18 protein-coding genes and 1 pseudogene are annotated in these 17499 nt (G+C 64.2%); 4 read left to right on the top strand and 15 right to left on the bottom strand.

Features of this window, described 5'->3' with window-relative positions:
* Window positions 1-145: 145 nt before the first annotated feature.
* The 14 genes from NKH59_RS01905 to NKH59_RS01840 all read right to left on the bottom strand — a co-directional run bounded on the left by NKH59_RS01905 (window position 146) and on the right by NKH59_RS01840 (window position 13050).
* Entirely contained in the window at window positions 146-775 is a 630-nt protein-coding gene (locus NKH59_RS01905) for a sarcosine oxidase subunit gamma (RefSeq protein ID WP_353020725.1), read from the bottom strand.
* A complete protein-coding gene (locus tag NKH59_RS01900; RefSeq protein WP_353020724.1) occupies window positions 768-3749 on the bottom strand; it encodes a sarcosine oxidase subunit alpha in 2982 nt (993 codons plus the stop codon). The genes NKH59_RS01905 and NKH59_RS01900 overlap by 8 nt, the downstream gene beginning before the upstream one ends.
* Window positions 3749-4024: a sarcosine oxidase subunit delta gene (locus NKH59_RS01895; protein ID WP_352472303.1), complete on the bottom strand. Its 276-nt coding sequence runs from the start codon at window positions 4022-4024 to the stop codon at window positions 3749-3751. Before NKH59_RS01895 ends, NKH59_RS01900 begins: the two co-directional genes overlap by 1 nt.
* A gap of 17 nt (window positions 4025-4041) precedes the next feature.
* Window positions 4042-5295 (bottom strand): sarcosine oxidase subunit beta family protein, encoded by a 1254-nt coding sequence (locus NKH59_RS01890; RefSeq protein WP_353020722.1) that lies wholly within the window; start codon window positions 5293-5295, stop codon window positions 4042-4044.
* A gap of 36 nt (window positions 5296-5331) precedes the next feature.
* Window positions 5332-6639: a type III glutamate--ammonia ligase gene (glnT, locus tag NKH59_RS01885; protein ID WP_023673983.1), complete on the bottom strand. Its 1308-nt coding sequence runs from the start codon at window positions 6637-6639 to the stop codon at window positions 5332-5334.
* 33 nt (window positions 6640-6672) lie between these two features.
* Complete coding sequence (locus NKH59_RS01880; protein ID WP_353020719.1) at window positions 6673-8001, bottom strand: FMN-binding glutamate synthase family protein; 1329 nt, start codon at window positions 7999-8001, stop codon at window positions 6673-6675.
* 6 nt (window positions 8002-8007) lie between these two features.
* Window positions 8008-8742, bottom strand: a complete 735-nt coding sequence (locus NKH59_RS01875) for a GltB/FmdC/FwdC-like GXGXG domain-containing protein (protein ID WP_352453795.1) — start codon at window positions 8740-8742, stop codon at window positions 8008-8010.
* 4 nt (window positions 8743-8746) lie between these two features.
* Window positions 8747-9640, bottom strand: a complete 894-nt coding sequence (locus tag NKH59_RS01870) for a class II glutamine amidotransferase (protein ID WP_352542208.1) — start codon at window positions 9638-9640, stop codon at window positions 8747-8749.
* An 84-nt stretch (window positions 9641-9724) separates the two neighbouring features.
* A complete protein-coding gene (locus NKH59_RS01865) occupies window positions 9725-10057 on the bottom strand; it encodes a hypothetical protein (protein WP_352542207.1) in 333 nt (110 codons plus the stop codon).
* Window positions 10054-10734 (bottom strand): hypothetical protein, encoded by a 681-nt coding sequence (locus NKH59_RS01860; RefSeq protein ID WP_352542206.1) that lies wholly within the window; start codon window positions 10732-10734, stop codon window positions 10054-10056. The genes NKH59_RS01865 and NKH59_RS01860 overlap by 4 nt, the downstream gene beginning before the upstream one ends.
* 46 nt (window positions 10735-10780) lie before the next feature.
* The gene (locus NKH59_RS01855; protein WP_352472309.1) at window positions 10781-12181 is read right to left on the bottom strand and encodes an APC family permease; all 1401 of its coding nucleotides are present in this window, start codon (window positions 12179-12181) and stop codon (window positions 10781-10783) included.
* A gap of 15 nt (window positions 12182-12196) precedes the next feature.
* On the bottom strand, window positions 12197-12358 hold the full coding sequence (locus NKH59_RS01850; protein ID WP_023673991.1) for a hypothetical protein: 162 nt from the start codon (window positions 12356-12358) through the stop codon (window positions 12197-12199).
* Window positions 12359-12373: 15 nt separating this feature from the next.
* On the bottom strand, window positions 12374-12751 hold the full coding sequence (locus tag NKH59_RS01845) for a hypothetical protein (RefSeq protein ID WP_023673992.1): 378 nt from the start codon (window positions 12749-12751) through the stop codon (window positions 12374-12376).
* An 11-nt stretch (window positions 12752-12762) separates the two neighbouring features.
* Window positions 12763-13050: a hypothetical protein gene (locus NKH59_RS01840; protein WP_353020717.1), complete on the bottom strand. Its 288-nt coding sequence runs from the start codon at window positions 13048-13050 to the stop codon at window positions 12763-12765.
* A gap of 286 nt (window positions 13051-13336) precedes the next feature.
* On the opposite strand from NKH59_RS01840, the gene NKH59_RS01835 reads away from it, so the two are divergent.
* The 4 genes from NKH59_RS01835 to NKH59_RS01820 are packed head-to-tail and all read left to right on the top strand — an operon-like array spanning window position 13337 to window position 17093.
* Complete coding sequence (locus tag NKH59_RS01835) at window positions 13337-14470, top strand: aminomethyl transferase family protein (protein WP_352542205.1); 1134 nt, start codon at window positions 13337-13339, stop codon at window positions 14468-14470.
* Window positions 14471-14484: 14 nt separating this feature from the next.
* On the top strand, window positions 14485-15081 hold the full coding sequence (locus NKH59_RS01830) for a dimethylamine monooxygenase subunit DmmA family protein (protein ID WP_352542204.1): 597 nt from the start codon (window positions 14485-14487) through the stop codon (window positions 15079-15081).
* Window positions 15078-16043 carry a PDR/VanB family oxidoreductase gene (locus tag NKH59_RS01825; RefSeq protein ID WP_353020715.1) on the top strand — a complete coding sequence of 322 codons (966 nt, stop codon included), beginning with the start codon at window positions 15078-15080 and terminating at the stop codon, window positions 16041-16043. Before NKH59_RS01830 ends, NKH59_RS01825 begins: the two co-directional genes overlap by 4 nt.
* A gap of 9 nt (window positions 16044-16052) precedes the next feature.
* Window positions 16053-17093: a heme-dependent oxidative N-demethylase family protein gene (locus tag NKH59_RS01820; RefSeq protein WP_353014204.1), complete on the top strand. Its 1041-nt coding sequence runs from the start codon at window positions 16053-16055 to the stop codon at window positions 17091-17093.
* Window positions 17094-17202: 109 nt separating this feature from the next.
* Here the strand turns inward: NKH59_RS01820 and NKH59_RS01815 are convergent.
* Window positions 17203-17499: pseudogene (locus NKH59_RS01815) on the bottom strand (IS481 family transposase); the annotation flags it as partial.

Raw genomic sequence — 17499 nt, 5'->3', positions numbered from 1 at the left:
GGGAGAAGGTGTCGCCGAAGGCGACGGATGAGGGGTGTTCCAGGGAACGCCAGCCTCTCACTCCGCTGGAACACCCCTCATCCGTCTCGGCGCTGCGCGCCGATCCACCTTCTCCCACAAGGGGAGAAGGGAAGACGCGCCAAGGCTATGCCAACTCCTCGCTGTGGCTGATCTCGACGCCATACTCGGCGGCAGCGTCCAGCATCGTATGCCACAGGCTTCCCGCGAAGGTGGCGAACACCAGAAGATTGAACACCGCCTGTCCGTCCGGCCGGTCATTGCCGCGCCAGAAATTGATGCTGGTGTGATCGAGCGAGGTCGCCGCAGCGGTGCCGGCCGGGAACACCGCGGGGTGCAGGTCTAGCGACGACAGTTTGGCCAGCATCGCGCGCGCCTTTTCTCCGGAAACGCTGATCAGCGCGCGCGCATGCGACTGGTCGGACAACGAGGCGGATTGCGCAAACGCCTGGCTCAGCGGTTCGCTCGCGTGCTTGCCGCCATTGGACAGGACCAGGAACTGATCCGGTCCCGACCAGATCAGCGTAGCGTCGGGAGCTCGGGTCGCCTTGGGCGTTTCCGGGGCGGCAACGCCGAAGCGGGTTTCGGCGGCCTTCGCCAGTTCTGCCGCTTTGCCGCGCCGCGCCATCACCTGGATCAGATCGAAATTGCGGATCTCGGTGAGCGATACGCCGGCCGCCGTGCCACGCGCGCCATAGGCGCCGACAACAAGCGCTTTCTCCAGCGGACTGCGGGCAATCCAGGAAAACTCAGCCACGCTGGCGCCCTCCATCCGGATCGTAGAAGACCGGGCTGCACAGCTCGACGTCGTAGTCTTCGCCGCGCAGCGGGTCATGCGCATGGACGATCTCGCCGATGCGCTCGCGGCCACGCTCAACAAGCGCCAGCCCGATCCACTGGTCGAGCATGGGCGAGAAGCAGACCGAAGTGACATAGCCCTGGTCGTTGCCGGGACCGGGCGTCTCGCCTTTCGGAATGATATGCGCGCCGGAGCGCAGGCGGCGCGTCTTGTCGACCGGCTTGATGCCGACGACGACCTGCCGGTCTGGGGCAATCAGCGCCTCGCGCCCGGCCATGACGCGGCCGATGAAATCTTTTTTGGTCGACATCATCTTGCCGAGGCCGAGGTCGGCGGCGGTCGTCGTGCCGTTCAGCTCCGGGCCGGCGACATGGCCCTTTTCGATGCGCATGACGCCGAGCGCCTCGGTACCGTAGGGCGTAACGCCGAACGGCTTGCCGGCCAGCATCAAATTGCGCAACAGCGCCTCGCCATAGCGGGCGGGAACCGAAATTTCGAACGCCATTTCGCCCGAAAACGAGATGCGGAACAGCCGCGCCTTGATGCCACCGCGAAGCGCGACTTCCCGCGCCCCCATGAAGGGAAAGCCCTCGTTCGACAAATCCTCCGCCGGATCGACGATTTCCCGAAGCAGGTCCCGGGTCTTCGGCCCGGCGATCGAGAACTGCGCCCATTGATCGGAGACGGATGTCAGCTGCACGTCGAATTCGGGGAACAGCACCTGCCGGCAGAATTCGAGATGCTGCATCACCAGCCCGGCCTTGGCGGTGGTGGTGGTCAGGAAATAGTGGTCCTCGGCCAGCCGCGACGTCGTGCCGTCGTCATAGACGATGCCGTCCTCGCGCAGCATCAGCCCGTAGCGGGCTTTGCCGACGGCGAGACTGGAGAAGGTGTTGATGTAGACGCGGTCGAGAAAGGCGCCGGCATCCGGGCCGTGCACGTCGATCTTGCCGAGCGTCGAGACATCGCAGAAGCCGACGCCGGAGCGCACCGCCTTGACCTCGCGGGTGACGGACTCCAGCCAGTCCTTTTCGCCGGCGCGCGGATACCATTGCGCGCGCTTCCACAGGCCGGTGTCGACGAAGATCGCGCCCTCGGCCGCCCAGTGATGCGATGGCGTCAGCCTCGTCGCATGGAAGTCTTCGTCGCGATGATGGCCGGCGAAAGCGCCGACGGCGACCGGCACATAGGGCGGGCGGTAGATCGTCGTGCCGGTTTCGGGGATCGATTTGCCGCTGATTGCCGCCATGATGGCGAGACCGGCGACGTTCGAGGTCTTGCCCTGGTCGGTGGCCATGCCGAGCGTCGTATAGCGCTTGAGATGCTCGACCGATTCGAAACCTTCGCGCTGCGCCAGCTCGATGTCGGACGCGGTCACGTCATGCTGGTAATCGACGAAGGCTTTCCCTTTGCCGGCCACATACCAAAGCGGCGTCAGCGAAAACGCCTCGCTGTCGGCGACCGGCGATGTGCCGGCATTGCCGCCGCGTCCAGCACTCTGCGCTGCCGCAGCACCCGCGGCAAAGCCCTGGCGCAGGCAGTCGCCCAGCCCGAAGGCGCCGTTGGCGGCGCCGACGGCCATCATGCCGGGCGGCGCACCATCCGGCACGAAGGCTGCGATATCGTCCTGCCATTTCGGCCGGCCGCGATGATAGGAGGTCAGCCCGACTGCCGGATTCCAGCCGCCCGAGACGGCTAGCCCGTCGGCCTCGACCTCGGCGCGCGCCCCACCGGTGAGCGATACCGCGATTTTCCTTACGCCGTCCTTGCCGCCTTCGACCCCGCTGACCGAGCCGTTGAGCACGGCAAAGCCGCCTTTGGCGGCAAGCGCGCGATGCGCGGCGGAGACGTCCGGGCGCGCATCGACGACCGCCGCGATCTGCAAACCGGCGCCAAGCGCGGTCTCGACCGTGCGCCAGCCATCCTCATTGTTGGTGAACAGCGCGATCCTCCTGGCAGGGGTAACCGCGTAGCGCGCGACATAGGTCCGCATAGCCGAAGCCATCATTACGCCCGGCGTGTCGTTACCGGCAAAGACGATGGGTCGCTCGATGGCGCCGGCGGCGACGACGCAGCGCTTGGCCACGATCCGCCACAGCCGCTGGCGCACCTGGTGCTCGGGCGGCGAGGGCAGGTGGTCGTTGACCCGCTCGATGGCGCCATAGGTGCCGCCATCATAGACGCCGAACAATGTCGTGCGGGTCATGATGCGGACATCGGGCAGTGCGGCGAGTTCGGCCAGCGTGCGCGTAATCCATTCGGCCGCCGGCGCGCCGTCGATCATGCCGCCGTCGGCGAGCAGACGGCCGCCAAGCGCAAAATCTTCCTCGCACAGGATGACGCGGGCGCCGCCGCGCCCGGCCGCCAGTGCCGCAGCCAGCCCGGCCGGGCCGGACCCGGCAATCAGCACGTCGCAATGCGCCCACGCCTTGTCGTAATGGTCGGGATCGGCGACGCCTGCAGCGCGGCCGAGGCCGGCGGCGCGGCGAATCGTTGGCTCGTAGATCGTTTCCCAGAATTTCGCCGGCCACATGAAGGTCTTGTAGTAGAAGCCGGCGACGAAGATCGGCGCGAACAGCTGATTGACCGCCATCAGATCGTGGCGCAGCGACGGCCAGCGGTTCTGGCTGGCGGCTTCGAGCCCGTCATAGAGTTCGGCCGTGGTCGCCTTGGTGTTCGGCTCGCGCCGCGCTCCGCTGCGCAGTTCGACCAGCGCGTTGGGCTCCTCCGAACCAGCGGTCAGGATGCCGCGCGGCCGATGGTATTTGAACGAGCGGCCGACCAGCTTAACGCCATTGGCGATCAGCGCCGAGGCCAGCGTGTCGCCTTGGAAGCCGGCAAAGCTCTTGCCGTCGAAGCGGAAGGCCAGCGGCGCGGCGCGATCGATGAGACCGCCGCTCTCCAGCCGGTGTGTCTGCGCGGGGCCAACCATCAGGCCCCAACCTCGGCGGCACCAACGCCTGCAGCCGGTTCGACCGCCGAAATCTCATGCGTCAGCGTGTTGCGGGCGACCTTCAGCCAGGCCCGGCAGCCGCCGCCATGGTACCAGTATTCGCTCATCGGCCCGGCGATGTTGTCGCGCAGATAGACGTAGTCGAAGACCTCGTCTTCGGTGGCGCCGGCCGCCGGACGCACCGGCTTGGCGTCGCCCAGATAGGTGAACTCGCCGAGTTCGCGTTCGCCGCAGAAGGGACAGACAATGCGCATGCTTCTTCAGCCAGCCTTTAATGCAGGTTCGGTTGGGCGCCCTGGCCCTTTTCGTCGATCATCGCACCTCGCCGGAAGCGGTCGAGACGAAAGCGGGCAGCCTCCTTGTGCGGCTCGTCGCGCGCCAGCAGATGGGCAAAGACCAGGCCGGAGCCGGGCGTCGCCTTGAAGCCGCCATAGCACCAGCCGGCGTTGAGATAGAGCCCGTTGACCGGTGTTTTGTCGATGATCGGCGAGCCGTCCATCGACATGTCCATGATGCCGCCCCACTGACGCAGCAGCCGTATCCGGCCGATCATCGGCATCAGCGCCATGCCGCCCTCGCACACGTCTTCCATGACAGGCAGATTGCCGCGCTGGGCATAGGAATTGTAACCGTCTATGTCGCCGCCGAAGACCAGGCCGCCCTTGTCGGACTGGCTGACGTAGAAATGCCCGGCGCCGAACGTCATGACGTTGGGGATCAGCGGCTTGATCGCCTCGGAGACGAAGGCCTGCAGCACATGGCTTTCGATCGGCAGCCGCATGCCGGCCATCGCCGCGACGCGCGACGAGGAGCCGGCGACCGCCATGCCGACCTTGGCCGCGCCGATCCTGCCGCGGCTCGTGTCGACGCCGGTCACCTTGCCGCTGCCATCGCGGACAAAACCGGTCACCCCGCAGTTCTGGATGATGTCGACGCCGAGCGCGCTCGCCGCATGCGCATAGCCCCAGACCACGGCGTCGTGCCGCGCCGTGCCGCCGCGCCGCTGCAAAAGCCCGCCCTGCACCGGGAAACGTGCGTTGTCGAAGTTCAGGAACGGCATCATCTTCCTGACCGCCGTCAGATCGAGCAGTTCGGCATCGATGCCGTTGATGCGCATGGTGTTGCCGCGCCGCGCATAGGCATCGCGCTGCGCGTCGGAATGGTAGAGGTTGATGACACCGCGCTGGCTGACCATGGTGTTGTAGTTGAGGTCCTGCTCCATCCGCTCCCACAGCTTCATCGACAGCTCGTAGAAGCCGGTATTGCCGGGCAGCCCGTAATTGGAGCGGATGATGGTGGTGTTGCGGCCGGCATTGCCGGAGCCGATCCAGCCTTTTTCCAGCACCGCGACATTCCTGATGCCGTATTCGCTGGCGAGGAACCATGCCGTCGCCAGGCCATGGCCGCCGCCGCCGATGATCACCACGTCGTAGTGGCTCTTCGGGCTGGCGTCGCGCCAGGTGCGCTGCCAGTTCTTATGGCCGGAAAATGCCGCCCGGGCGAGGGAGAAGATCGAGTATTTCATGAACCTGTTTCGCGCCGGGCGTGCAACAATTCCGGATCAGATGTCGAGCGTGTGGTCGCGCTCCCACTGGGTGAAGTGGGAAGCATAGGAATTCCATTCCTGCTGCTTCAGCTTTAGATAGGCCGACGAGAATTCCTCACCCAGCGCCGCCTTGAGCGATTTGTCGTTGTCAAACTCGCGCAACGCGTCGAGCAGGTTGAGCGGCAGCTTCGGCGCGCCCTCGACCGTATGGCCGAACTGGTACATGTCGATATCGTAGCGCCTGCCGGGGTCGGCCTTCGAGCGGACGCCGTCAAGGCCGGCGGCGATGATGACGGCCTGCAGCAGATAGGGGTTTGCCGCGCCGTCCGGCAGGCGCAGCTCGAAGCGGCCGGGGCCGGGCACGCGCACCATGTGGGTGCGGTTGTTGCCGGTCCAGGTCACCGTGTTCGGCGCCCAGGTGGCGCCGGAGATGGTGCGCGGTGCGTTGATGCGCTTGTAGGAATTGACCGTCGGGTTGGTGATGGCGGCAAGCGCGGACGCATGTTTCATGATGCCGCCGAGGAAATTCCTGCCCTTGGCCGACAGGCCGAGCTCCATCGCATTATCGGCAAAGACATTGGTCTTGCCGTCTTTGTCCCACACCGAGATATGCGCATGGCAGCCATTGCCGGTCAGGCCCTGGAAGGGTTTAGGCATGAAGGTTGCGCGCAGGCCGTGCTTTTCGGCGACCGATTTCACCATGAATTTGAAGAAGGAATGCTTGTCGGCGGTCGCCAGCGCATCGTCGAAGGCCCAGTTCATCTCGAACTGGCCGTTGGCGTCCTCGTGGTCGTTCTGGTAGGCGCCCCAGCCGAGCGCCAGCATGTGGTCGCAGATCTCGGCGATCACGTCGTAGCGGCGCATCACCGCCTGCTGGTCGTAGCAGGGCTTCGACGCCGTGTCATATTCGTCGGAAATCGTCTTGCCATCCGGCGAGATCAGGAAGAATTCGGCCTCGACGCCGGTCTTGATGTGCATGCCGTCGCCAGCAGCCTCCGCGATCAACCGCTTCAGCGTGTTGCGCGGCGCCTGCTCGACCGATTTGTCGTCCATGATGCAGTTGGCGGCGACCCAGGCGACCTCCGGCTTCCAAGGCAACTGGATCACCGAGGCCGGATCCGGCACCGCCAGCATGTCGGGATGCGCCGGCGTCAGATCGAGCCAGGTGGCAAAGCCGGCAAAGCCGGCACCGTCCCGCTGCATGTCGGCGATCGCCTGCGCCGGCACCAGCTTGGCGCGTTGTCCACCGAACAGGTCGGTGTAGGATATCATGAAATATTTGACGCCCTTTTCCTTGGCGAAGGCGGCGAGATCGTTCCCCATTATAGTTCCTCGCTTACTGGCATTTGGTTTGTCTTAGAAGCCGTTCTTGCCCGGTATCCAGTTGGTGCCGGCCAGCGGCACGCCGGCCATGGCGGCGGCTTCGATCGTCAAGGCCACAAGATCCTCGGGCTCGAGATTGTGCAGGCTGTTCTTGCCGCAGGCGCGGGCGATTGTCTGAGCCTCAAGTGTCATCACCTTAAGATAATTCGCCAGCCGTCGGCCGGCCGCGATCGGATCGACCCGTTTCATTAGCTCGGGATCCTGCGTGGTGATGCCGGCCGGGTCGCGACCCTCATGCCAGTCGTCATAGGCGCCGGCGGTGGTGCCGAGCTCGTTGTATTCCGCCTCCCAGCGCGGGTCGTTGTCGCCGAGCGCGACAAGCGCTGCCGTGCCGATCGACACCGCATCGACGCCGAGCGCCAGCGCCTTGGCGACGTCGGCGCCGTTGCGGATACCGCCGGAGACGATCAGCTGCACCTTGCGGTGCATGCCGAGGTCCTGCAGCGCCTGCACGGCCGGCCTGATGCAGGCAAGCGTAGGCTGGCCGACATTTTCAATGAACACTTCCTGGGTCGCCGCAGTGCCGCCCTGCATGCCGTCGACGACGACGACATCGGCGCCCGATTTCACCGCAAGCGCGGTGTCGTAATAGGGCCGCGCGCCGCCGACCTTGACGTAGATCGGCTTTTCCCAGTCGGTGATCTCGCGCAGTTCGAGGATCTTGATCTCGAGGTCGTCCGGCCCGGTCCAGTCGGGGTGGCGCGAGGCCGAGCGCTGGTCGATGCCTTTCGGCAGCGTGCGCATTTCGGCGACGCGGTCGGAGATCTTCTGGCCGAGCAGCATGCCGCCGCCGCCTGGCTTGGCGCCCTGGCCGACGACCACTTCGATCGCGTCGGCGCGGCGCACGTCGCGCGGGTTCATGCCGTAGCGTGACGGCAGATACTGGTAGACCAGCGTCTTCGAATGGCCGCGCTCTTCCTCGGTCATGCCGCCGTCGCCGGTCGTCGTCGAGGTGCCGGACAGCGTCGCGCCGCGGCCAAGCGCTTCCTTCGCCGGGCCGGACAGCGAGCCGAAGCTCATGCCGGCAATAGTGATCGGGATTTTCAGTTCGATCGGTTTTTTCGCATAGCGCGAGCCGAGCACGACGCTGGTGTCGCAGCGCTCGCGATAGCCTTCGAGCGGGTAGCGCGAGATCGAGGCACCGAGGAACAGAAGGTCGTCGAAATGCGGCAGCTTGCGCTTAGCGCCGGCGCCGCGGATGTCATAGATGCCGGTCGCCGCGGCGCGGCGGATCTCGGAAAGCGTGTAGTCGTCGAAGGTCGCGGATTTGCGCGGCGTCGTCGGCGGGTTGCGATAGGTCATTGAGCCTCAATACGCGTCGGCGTTGTCGATATTGAAATTGTAGAGGGTACGAGCCGAGCCATAACGCTTGAACTCCGCCGCCTTGACGCCGGTCACACCGGCGCGGTCGAGCAAGCCTTGCAGCAATTCGAGATGCTCGGGCCGCATCTCCTTGGCGATGCAGTCGGCGCCGAGGCTTTCGACCTTGCCGCGCACGAAAAGCCGCGCCTCGTAGATGGAATCGCCGAGCGCATCGCCGGCGTCGCCCAGCACCACGAGGTTGCCGGACTGCGCCATGAAGGCCGACATGTGGCCGATATTGCCATGGACGACGATGTCGATGCCTTTCATCGAGATGCCGCAGCGCGACGACGCGTTGCCTTCGATGACGAGCAACCCGCCCCGGCCGGTGGCGCCGGCATACTGGCTGGCATCGCCTTTGACGACGATCTGGCCGGACATCATGTTCTCGCCGACGCCGGGCCCGGCCGAGCCATGCACGGTGATGGTGCCGCCGTCGTTCATGCCGCCGCAATAATAGCCGACGCTGCCGCGCACATCGATGGCGACCGGCTGGTCGACGCCGACGGCGACCGAATGGCTGCCTCGCGGGTGGAGCACCTCCCAGGCGGTCTCGTTCGAACCGGGCGCCAGATCGTGCAGCGCCTGGTTGAGCTCGCGCAGCGACATTTCGGCCAGATCGAAGACCCGTGATGCATGGCCCGGCTCGCGAGCCGCCTTGGAGAGGTTAATTGCCGGCATTGGTTCAATGCTCCCAGAAATAGACGGTTGCGGGCTCGGGTTCCCAGACCTTCGCATTGTCTATGCCGGGCAGTTTGGTGAGCGCACGATATTCCGAGCCGAAGGCGACATACTGGTCGGTTTCGGCCATTACGGCGGGCTTGCAGGCGATCGGGTCGCGCACCACGCCGAAGCCGTTCTTGGTGCCGACGACGAAGGTGAAAAACCCGTCGAGATCACTCAGCGTGCCTTCCAGCGCCTCGCCGAGGTTCTTGCCATGCGCCATCTGCGAGGAGAGATAGGCGGCAGCGACCTCGGTGTCGTTCTCGGTCTCGAATGTCATGCCTTCGCGGATCAGCTCGCGGCGGACATTGTTGTGGTTGGACAGCGAGCCATTATGGACCAGGCACTGGTCGGCGCCGGTCGAGAACGGATGCGCGCCCATCGTCGTCACCGCCGATTCGGTCGCCATGCGGGTATGGCCGATGCCGTGCGTGCCGGTCATCTCGCGGACGCCGAAACGGTCGACGACCGCTTCGGGCAAGCCGACTTCCTTGTAGATTTCGACGACGTCGCCGGCGCCCATGATGCGGATGTCGGGGCGCAGCGCCTGGATCGTCTCGCGTGCTTCGTCGATCTTGGCAGGCGTCGTCCGGACCACGGCATGCGTCGACTTCGCAGCAATGCTCACCGGCGCGCCGATTGCCTTGGCGAGTTCGGCGTCGAGGCTGCGGAAATCGCGCTCCGGCTTGGCCGACTGGATGGTGATCTTGGCTTCATTGGAGGGCGCGCCATAGATGGCGATGCCGGCGCTGTCGGGACCGCGATCGCTGAGCGAGATCAGCATCTCCGACAGCATCGCGCCAAGCTGGGGCTCGAGCGACTTGTCCTTCAAAAACAGTCCGACGATTCCGCACATGTCAGCCTCCGCGAGTTTGTTCCCTCCGAGATGTATCGAATGAGTCCCGGGAATTCAATTGGTATGAAAAAAATTTTCCTGTCGTTATATATCGGCTGAGGCGCCGCCGGCCGCACTATCGCTGCGCTGGCCGCCATTGTGAACCCATTTGGCATAGCGGATGCGGGCGATCTTGTAGGCATCCAGGATCGACAGGGCATAGATCAGGAAGCCGCCGGCATGGCGTCCGACGAAGCTGGCGTCGGGCGGCGCGATCTTGGCGGTGACCCAGGCGAGGATCACCATGAAGAACAGGAATTGTAGGCCGCGCACCGGCACGCCGAGCACGACATGCCCGCTCGCCGGCAAAACGATCGCAGCGCCCAGAACCAGATAGGGGCTCGGTGGTGCGGGGGAGGTGGTGATCTGGCTGGTCATGCCGCTTGCCGTTCGCTTTGATTGATGGCATCGCGCAGCGCCGAAGCCGACGACAGCAGCCTCTCGATCAGCACCGGATCGAGCCTGACCGTGCCGAATTCGGCTTGCCGGAATACGCCGTAGCGCGCCCGCTCGGCCTCGGCCAGCAGCCAGACGATGCGCACGCCGTTCGGCGTGATCAGCAATTCCTTGGCGCGCTCCTCGGCAAAGACATCGAGGTGGCCGGCGATGATGGCTTCGGGGAAGCGCACGCCCTTGCGGTCGCTCCGCAGCACCGCCTCGGCCGGAAACCCCGCCGCCTTCGGCAGCGGGTGGACGAGATGATCGAAATTGGAAAAAGTCGTCGGCGATCCCGGCCGCATCATCATATCGAAAGTGCCTGGTATCGCGACCTTTTCGGTGATCGAAACGCTAAGCCAGCGCGCCGGCAGCTTCCTGATCGCCAGCGTGTCGACGATGGTCCGCACCTGCACCCGCCGGCCGTTCCACGAGCCGGCGAAGGTGACGACGCCGGCAGTGCCGTCCGAGACGTTGGCCGCGTCGGGGACGACGACGCGGACGCCGGCTTCGTCGGCGGCAAGCCCGGTCGAAGCCTTGGCGCGGCTGGCCCGCGCAAGCCAGGCTATATGGAGGACGAGAGCCAGGGCAACCGCCCCGGCGAGCAATGCTGAGATCACCTAACGCACCTCGTCACGCAAATGCCCGCCCAGACCGGGCGCGCCGTCAGTAGCCCTGCGGCTTCGGCCACGGCATGGTGAACTGGGCGCCACGGCGCACGAATTTGTAGCGGTAGAAGTGGAACCACAGCGAGATCAGGAAGTAGAAGGCGACCATGGCGATCAGCTGCGAGCCGAAGCCGAGGAAGATCGCAAAGAAGGTGACGACGCAAAGGCAGAACAAGACGATCGCCGGCAGCGGATGGAACGGATGGGTGTAGCCGCGGCGGATCGAGCCGAGCGGCCACTTTTTCCTGAACATGATGATGTTGATGCTCATGAAAGTGTATTGCAGCACGCCCGACAGGATCGAGAAGGTGATCGCCTGGTTGAGGTCGGCGATGAAGGCGAAGGCGAGCGCGATCGGCAGCAGAAACAGGATCGAGCGATAGGGCGTGCGGTATTTCGGATGCACCGCCGAGAACCAGGTCGGCAGATAGCGGTCGCGGCCGAGCGAAAACCAGGCGCGCGCGGCGTCGTTGATGCAGCCATTGGCGGAGGCGAGCGCGGCAAGCAGCGTCGCGATGAACAACAGGTTCTCCAGCAGCGCACTGCCGGTCAGTTTGCCTGCATCCCACAGCGGATAATAGGTGATGCCGAGATATTCCCAGGGCATCATCGAGGCGCAGACATACCAGGTCATGGCGGCGGCGATCAGAAGCGTGATCATACCGGCCATCGTGCCATAGGGCAGCGAGCGCGCCGGCGAGCGCACTTCCTCGGCGGCCTGCGTGGTGCCCTCGATGCCGAGATAATACCAGATGCCGAACTGGAAGGCGGCGATGACGCCGATCCAGCCGTAGGGCAGGGCGTTGCCCGGGGTCACCAACTCGTTGAGCTTGAGCACGGCGCCTTGCGTCCACGGGCTGACCGAGAAGAACAGGATGACGATCGAGACATAGGCGATGGCGGTGATGACGAAGTTGACGTTGAGCGTCATCAGCACGCCGCGATAGTTCAGCCATGCCAGCACGACGATTGTCGCGGCGATGAAGGAATTGTGGTTGAGGCCCTCGACGCCGGCCTTGGCGACGATGGTGTCGCCGAGCAGGATCGCGTCCGACACTTCGAGCATGGTGTAGGCAAAGACCAGGAACAGCGCGACGTTGAAGGCCATCAGCGGCCCGACAATGTGCTTGGCCTGCGCATATTGGCCGCCGGCGGCGGCAACCGTCGAGGTAACTTCGGAATCGATCATCGCGACCGAGGTGTAGAGCAGGCCGACGATCCAGCAGACGATCAGCGCCGCCAGCGCGCCGCCCTTGTCCGCCGCGAAATTCCAGCCGGTGAATTCGCCGACCAGAACGATGCCGACACCGAGCGCCCAGACATGGGCGGGGCCGAGCACCCTGAGCAGTGAAACCCTGTCGCCCTGCACTTGCACCGCTGGTTCAGCCGTGATCGTCATCGTTCAATCCCCCACTCAGATCCGGTGTTTTTCGGACACGGCTTCAAGTTCGCCTTCCCTGGACGAGGTCAGCATCTCTTCGGAATAGGTCGTGTCGATCTTGAACCAGTCGTAGAGCATCCACAGCGCGAGCACGATCGAGATGCCCCAGCATGCGTAAGAGAGTGCCACCCACATGACGATGCTTCCTATCTATTTGTCGCCGAACTTTTCGTCGATGACGTCGCGGTATTCGCGGTCCGATGCGCGGAACAGAAAGATGAAATAGCCGATCAGCACTGCCGCCATGATGATCAGCGTCGGCCAGTCGATGATGTAGTGGAACCGGTTCTGAATGATGTCGTGCGCGGTTTCCGGCGTGTAGCCGAGCTTTTCCCAGATCGAGGCCATGGTCGGGTTCTGGCCGAGCGCTTCCCACGTCTTGGCGTCGAGCGCGTCGATGGATTTTGCCGCCCCTGCCAGCCCTAGTTTCAGCGGCAGCCACAGCGCGACGAAAATCGCGACCACGACGACGGCGATATCGAAAACCTGTCCGGCCTTGCTCTGTTCGGGCGGTGTATAGCGGGCCATGCGTCTCCCCCTCAGGACTTGCGGTTGCGGTAGGCGTCGGCATTCTTGATGTCGAGGCCGTAGATGAAGTCCTTGTCTTCCTTGTAGTGGTTGACCATCGCCAGGATCGCGGCCGTGTTGAAGATCAGCACGGCGGCGGCGGCGACCGCGACGACGAGCTTGATGCCGGCGTCGGGGACGTATGGCCACGTCATGAACAGGACAAAGAGGATCGTCGCCCACAGGCAGACGATCAGGAGCATGGATCCAAGCACGTCGGAACGGTACAGCGCTTCCACGCGCTGTTGCAGGTCGGACATCGGCTTTCCCCTTTTTCAACGCCGGTCCAGATTGGCCGGTCATTGCCATCTTTCAAGAGAGTGAAATTTTTTTCATAAAATCCGGCCGAATTGTGGAATTGTCAAGACGATTTTACGCGACGTTAACCGTTTGTTTGGGCGCGCCGGATTTGCCTGACAATGAAATTATTTGCTTACGGGTATTGCAGGCTCCCGGCGTTTGCGATCAATATTCAAGCCAACGCTCCCGCCTGTGTGCAGGGAGCAGGGGAAAGCAAAAAAGTTTCTTTCGAACGGAGGACAGCGGATGACGGCATCCTGGAGATTTTCGACGCTTGCGGACCGCCATCGCGCGCTCGGCTCGAAGCTCGAGGACTGGAGCGGCATGGGCACCGCCTGGACCTACGACAAGGACGCCGACGAAGAGTATATCGCCATCCGCACCAAGGCCGGCCTGATGGACGTGTCCGGCTTGAAGAAGGTCCACATCACCGGGCCGCACGCCTCGCACCTGATCGACCTGGCGACGACGCGCGACGTCGAAAAGATCTATCCCGGCAAGTCGGCCTATGCCTGCATGCTCAACGAGGCCGGCAAGTTCACCGACGACTGCATCCTCTACCGCACCGGCCCGAATTCCTGGATGGTCGTGCATGGCTCGGGCACCGGCCATGAAGAGTTGCAGCGCGCTTCCGTCGGTCGCGACGTGTCGCTGCGCTTCGACGACAATCTGCACGATCTTTCGCTGCAAGGCCCGACCGCCGTCGATTATCTGGCAAAGCATGTGCCCGGCATTCGCGACCTCAATTATTTCCACCACATGCAGACCCAGTTGTTCGGCTTTCCGGTGATGATCTCGCGCACCGGCTACACCGGCGAGCGCGGCTACGAGATCTTCTGCCGTGGCCAGGACGCCGGAACGATCTGGGACAGGATCCTCGACGAGGGCAAGAGTGCCGGCATCATCCCGTGCCGCTTCACCACGCTCGACATGCTGCGCGTCGAGAGCTACCTGCTGTTTTACCCCTACGACAATTCGCAGAAATACCCGTTCGAGAACGAAGGCCCCGGCGACACACTGTGGGAGCTTGGTCTCGACTTCACCGTCAGCCCCGGCAAGACGGGCTTTCGCGGTGCCGAGGAGCACTACCGCCTCAAGGGCAAGGAGCGCTTCAAGATCTTCGGCGTGCTGCTCGAAGGCAAGGAGCCGGCCGACGAGGGCGCGCCGGTCTATCGCGACGGCAAAAAGGTCGGCGTGGTGACCTGCGCCATGTATTCGCCGCTGGTCAAAAAATCGATGGGCATTGCCCGACTCGACGTCGACTGCGCGGTGCAGGGCACCAGGCTCGAGATCCGCAACAAGAGCGGCACCATCAGCGCAACCGCCGAGCCGCTTCCTTTCGATGATCCGAAGAAGACCAAGCGCACGGCGAAAGGCTGAGGCATACTGCGGGTATGGCAGCGAAAAGCATCATCAGTCGCCCGGTCTATGGGACCCTGTCTCCGCAGCCTGGCAAGCATCATCTTTTCATAGCGGATGCAGAGGGAGCGCTGGCGATTGCCGATTTGGCCGCCAAGGCACCGGCGGATTTCTTCGGTGGCGCCCACATCATCTTCATTCCCGGCCGCGACGGCAAATACGCCGATGCGCTCGAAGCCCTGAAGCCGGCACAGTTCTACCTCGGCCATTCCTTTGCCAGCGCCCTGCCGCGGCTGAAGCAGACGCTGGCCAACGCGCATATGGGACTCAGGCTCTATCTTGCCGGCACCGAGGGGCTGATCGGCCAGGCCATGCAGGCGGCGCTGGAAGCCGGCATCGACCACACCTCGGTTCAGACCGAGCATCGCGGCTCGCTGGCGCGCCGCATGCAGTGCGTCCACTGCAAGGGCATCACCGAGAACGTGACGACGCAGCCGGCAACCTGTTCGCATTGCGGCCTCTTGCTTCTGGTGCGCGATCATTATTCGCGGCGGCTCGCCGCCTTCCAGGGCGTCTGCATCAACGCCGAGGACCGCAGCGAAATTCCTCCGATCGAGGAGGTCTTTCGATGAGCACCGGCACCACCAAGCTCGATGTCGTCGTCAGCGATGTCGTCCCGGTCAACGAACTGGTGACGCGCTTTCATTTCCGCCGGCGCGACGGCGAGCTTTTGCCGACCTTCTCCGGCGGCGCCCATGTCGTCGTCGAGATGCGCGATGGCGAACGCACCAGGCTCAATCCCTATTCGCTAATGGGCTCGCCGCTCGACACCAGCGAATACACCATCTCGGTGCGCCGCGACGACGCCGGCCGCGGCGGCTCGCTGTTCATGCACAGGCATGTCAGGCCGGGCACGGAGATGGTGGTGAGCTACCCCGTCAACCTGTTCTCGCTCGATCTTCGGGCCAGGAAGCATCTGATGCTGGCCGGTGGAATCGGCATCACCCCGTTCATGGCGCAGACCGCGCAGCTGGCGGCGGAAGGCGGCAATTTCGAATTGCATTACACCTGCCGCACCGCCTCGCTCGGCACCTATGCCGACCTGCTGAGAGAGCGCTACGATCGCCGGGTTAGGCTCTATCACGACGATCGCGACGAGCGCGTCGATCTCGACCGGCTGCTGTCGTCGCAGCCGCTCGGCACGCATCTCTATGTCTGCGGCCCGTCCGGCATGATCGGCTGGGTGCGCGAGCGTGCCGCGGCCCTCGGCTGGCCTCCGGAGACCGTGCATTTCGAGCATTTCGCCGCACCCCAGCCCGGCGCGCCCTTCGACGTGACGCTGGCGCTCAGCGGCAAGACCATCCGTGTCGACGAGCAGCAGAGCCTGCTCGAGGCGATCGAGGCGGCCGGCGTCGATCCGCCCTATCTCTGCCGCGGCGGCGTCTGCGGCCAGTGCGAGACCAACGTCATTTCGCATGACGGCAAATTCATCCACAACGACCACTGGCTGAGCGAGGAAGACCACCGTTCGGGCTGCAAGATCATGCCCTGCGTCTCGCGTTTCGAGGGCAGGTCGCTGGTACTGGAAAGATAGGAGGCGAGCTTGGGCATCACCTTTCGCAAGGAAACGTTCCGCGACGACTTCACCTTCAGGAACAGCCCCGAGCACATCAGGCGGTTCCCGTTCCCGTTCCATGAAGACAGCTACATGTATGCCGTCAACATCGAGCCGCATGTCGTCGGGCCGAAGGGCAGCGTGCTGGAGAATTTGATCGACGTCGACGAGCACTATGTCGCCGAGATGCAGGACCGCGCTTTGGTGCTGGCCGAGGATCCGCTGCGCTGCCAGTCGCTGCCGCACATGACGCTGGCCGGCTGGGATCTGCTCGAGCTTTTGATGGAGCAGCAGGCGCTGGGCTATCCCGAGCATTTCACGCTGACGCGCCATGGCGACCGCTGGCGCTGGATCAACCGGCCGCTCGGCATCGACGACAGCTTCACCTTCGGCGACGTCTCGACGCTCCCCTATGGGCCGATGGAATACATCACCCGCCAGAGCCAGGGCGATTTCTGCATCCTCGACCAGCGCGACGGCAATCTGTGGATGGATGCCGGCATGGTCACCACCCAGGCCGACTGGTCGCTCGATTTCGACATCGGCATGAACTTCTTCGAATGGCACGCGCCGGTGCCGCTGGCGCATGAGAAGGGCATCTTCGTCCGGGCGCTGAAATTCCTCTCCAATATCCAGCAGGGCAAGCCGGCGCGCCGGCTGAACTGGACGATGACCATCAATCCGCGCCTCGATACCAGCCCGGAAAATTATCACAAATGGGGTCCGGACCGGACCACGGTGACGCCCAAAAACGTCGGCGACAAGGTCCATCTGCGCGTCGAGCTGCAGAGCTTCTGGCGGCTGCCGCGCTCGAATGCGATCGTCTTCCCGATCCGCTGCTACCTGATCAAGATGGACGAGCTGGTGACGCAGCCGAAATGGGCAAGGCGCCTGCACCGCGTCATCCGCGACCTGCCCGAGGAACTCGCCAACTACAAAGGCCTGACGCGCTACCGCGCGACGCTGGTCGAATGGCTGTCGAAGCTGGATGACGGCAGTGCGACATCGCCGGGGTTCGGGCCGGATTGAGGTTCTGTTTGCGAGGTTCGCGCTGCCCGTCAAGCTGCCAATCTCCCCCCTGTTTGGACCGGAGACATCGCGAACAGGTGTGCGAGGACATCGCGAACAGTGCTCCATGCTATCTCTCGACGAGGTTGAGGTCGATGGTTTGGATTTTCTGATGGCGGAAGAAGACGTTGAAGACGCCGTCCTTGTCGGTCGCACGGAAGGCGACGGCGCGCCCGGCGAAGGCATTGCAGATCTTGAAGTGGCGGCCGAACAGCGAGGTCGCGCCCTTCTGCTGGATCTTGCGGATATGGTCGCCGGGCGCATAGTCGAAGGGCTGCTGGGTCTCCCTGAAGTCGCGCGGGGAAGACCGGTAGCGGTCGAGCGGCACGGCGCCGGCGATCGCCTCGTGCGGGCGCTCTGCATTGTA

This window comes from Mesorhizobium sp. M0998 (genome assembly GCF_040318885.1).
Taxonomy (GTDB): Bacteria; Pseudomonadota; Alphaproteobacteria; order Rhizobiales; family Rhizobiaceae; genus Mesorhizobium.
Note: the sequence above shows the minus strand (reverse complement) of the source record. Positions and strands in the feature narration are given on the sequence as shown.

Coding starts and splice junctions, on each gene's coding strand:
- NKH59_RS01850 (WP_023673991.1), bottom strand. CDS start 12,358: ATGTGGGTGGCACTCTCTTACGCATGCTGGGGCATCTCGATCGTGCTC.
- NKH59_RS01825 (WP_353020715.1), top strand. CDS start 15,078: ATGAGCACCGGCACCACCAAGCTCGATGTCGTCGTCAGCGATGTCGTC.
- NKH59_RS01845 (WP_023673992.1), bottom strand. CDS start 12,751: ATGGCCCGCTATACACCGCCCGAACAGAGCAAGGCCGGACAGGTTTTC.
- NKH59_RS01895 (WP_352472303.1), bottom strand. CDS start 4,024: ATGCGCATTGTCTGTCCCTTCTGCGGCGAACGCGAACTCGGCGAGTTC.
- NKH59_RS01900 (WP_353020724.1), bottom strand. CDS start 3,749: ATGGTTGGCCCCGCGCAGACACACCGGCTGGAGAGCGGCGGTCTCATC.
- NKH59_RS01840 (WP_353020717.1), bottom strand. CDS start 13,050: ATGTCCGACCTGCAACAGCGCGTGGAAGCGCTGTACCGTTCCGACGTG.
- NKH59_RS01830 (WP_352542204.1), top strand. CDS start 14,485: ATGGCAGCGAAAAGCATCATCAGTCGCCCGGTCTATGGGACCCTGTCT.
- NKH59_RS01835 (WP_352542205.1), top strand. CDS start 13,337: ATGACGGCATCCTGGAGATTTTCGACGCTTGCGGACCGCCATCGCGCG.
- NKH59_RS01880 (WP_353020719.1), bottom strand. CDS start 8,001: ATGACCTATCGCAACCCGCCGACGACGCCGCGCAAATCCGCGACCTTC.
- NKH59_RS01865 (WP_352542207.1), bottom strand. CDS start 10,057: ATGACCAGCCAGATCACCACCTCCCCCGCACCACCGAGCCCCTATCTG.
- NKH59_RS01890 (WP_353020722.1), bottom strand. CDS start 5,295: ATGAAATACTCGATCTTCTCCCTCGCCCGGGCGGCATTTTCCGGCCAT.
- NKH59_RS01875 (WP_352453795.1), bottom strand. CDS start 8,742: ATGCCGGCAATTAACCTCTCCAAGGCGGCTCGCGAGCCGGGCCATGCA.
- NKH59_RS01870 (WP_352542208.1), bottom strand. CDS start 9,640: ATGTGCGGAATCGTCGGACTGTTTTTGAAGGACAAGTCGCTCGAGCCC.
- glnT (WP_023673983.1), bottom strand. CDS start 6,639: ATGGGGAACGATCTCGCCGCCTTCGCCAAGGAAAAGGGCGTCAAATAT.
- NKH59_RS01855 (WP_352472309.1), bottom strand. CDS start 12,181: ATGACGATCACGGCTGAACCAGCGGTGCAAGTGCAGGGCGACAGGGTT.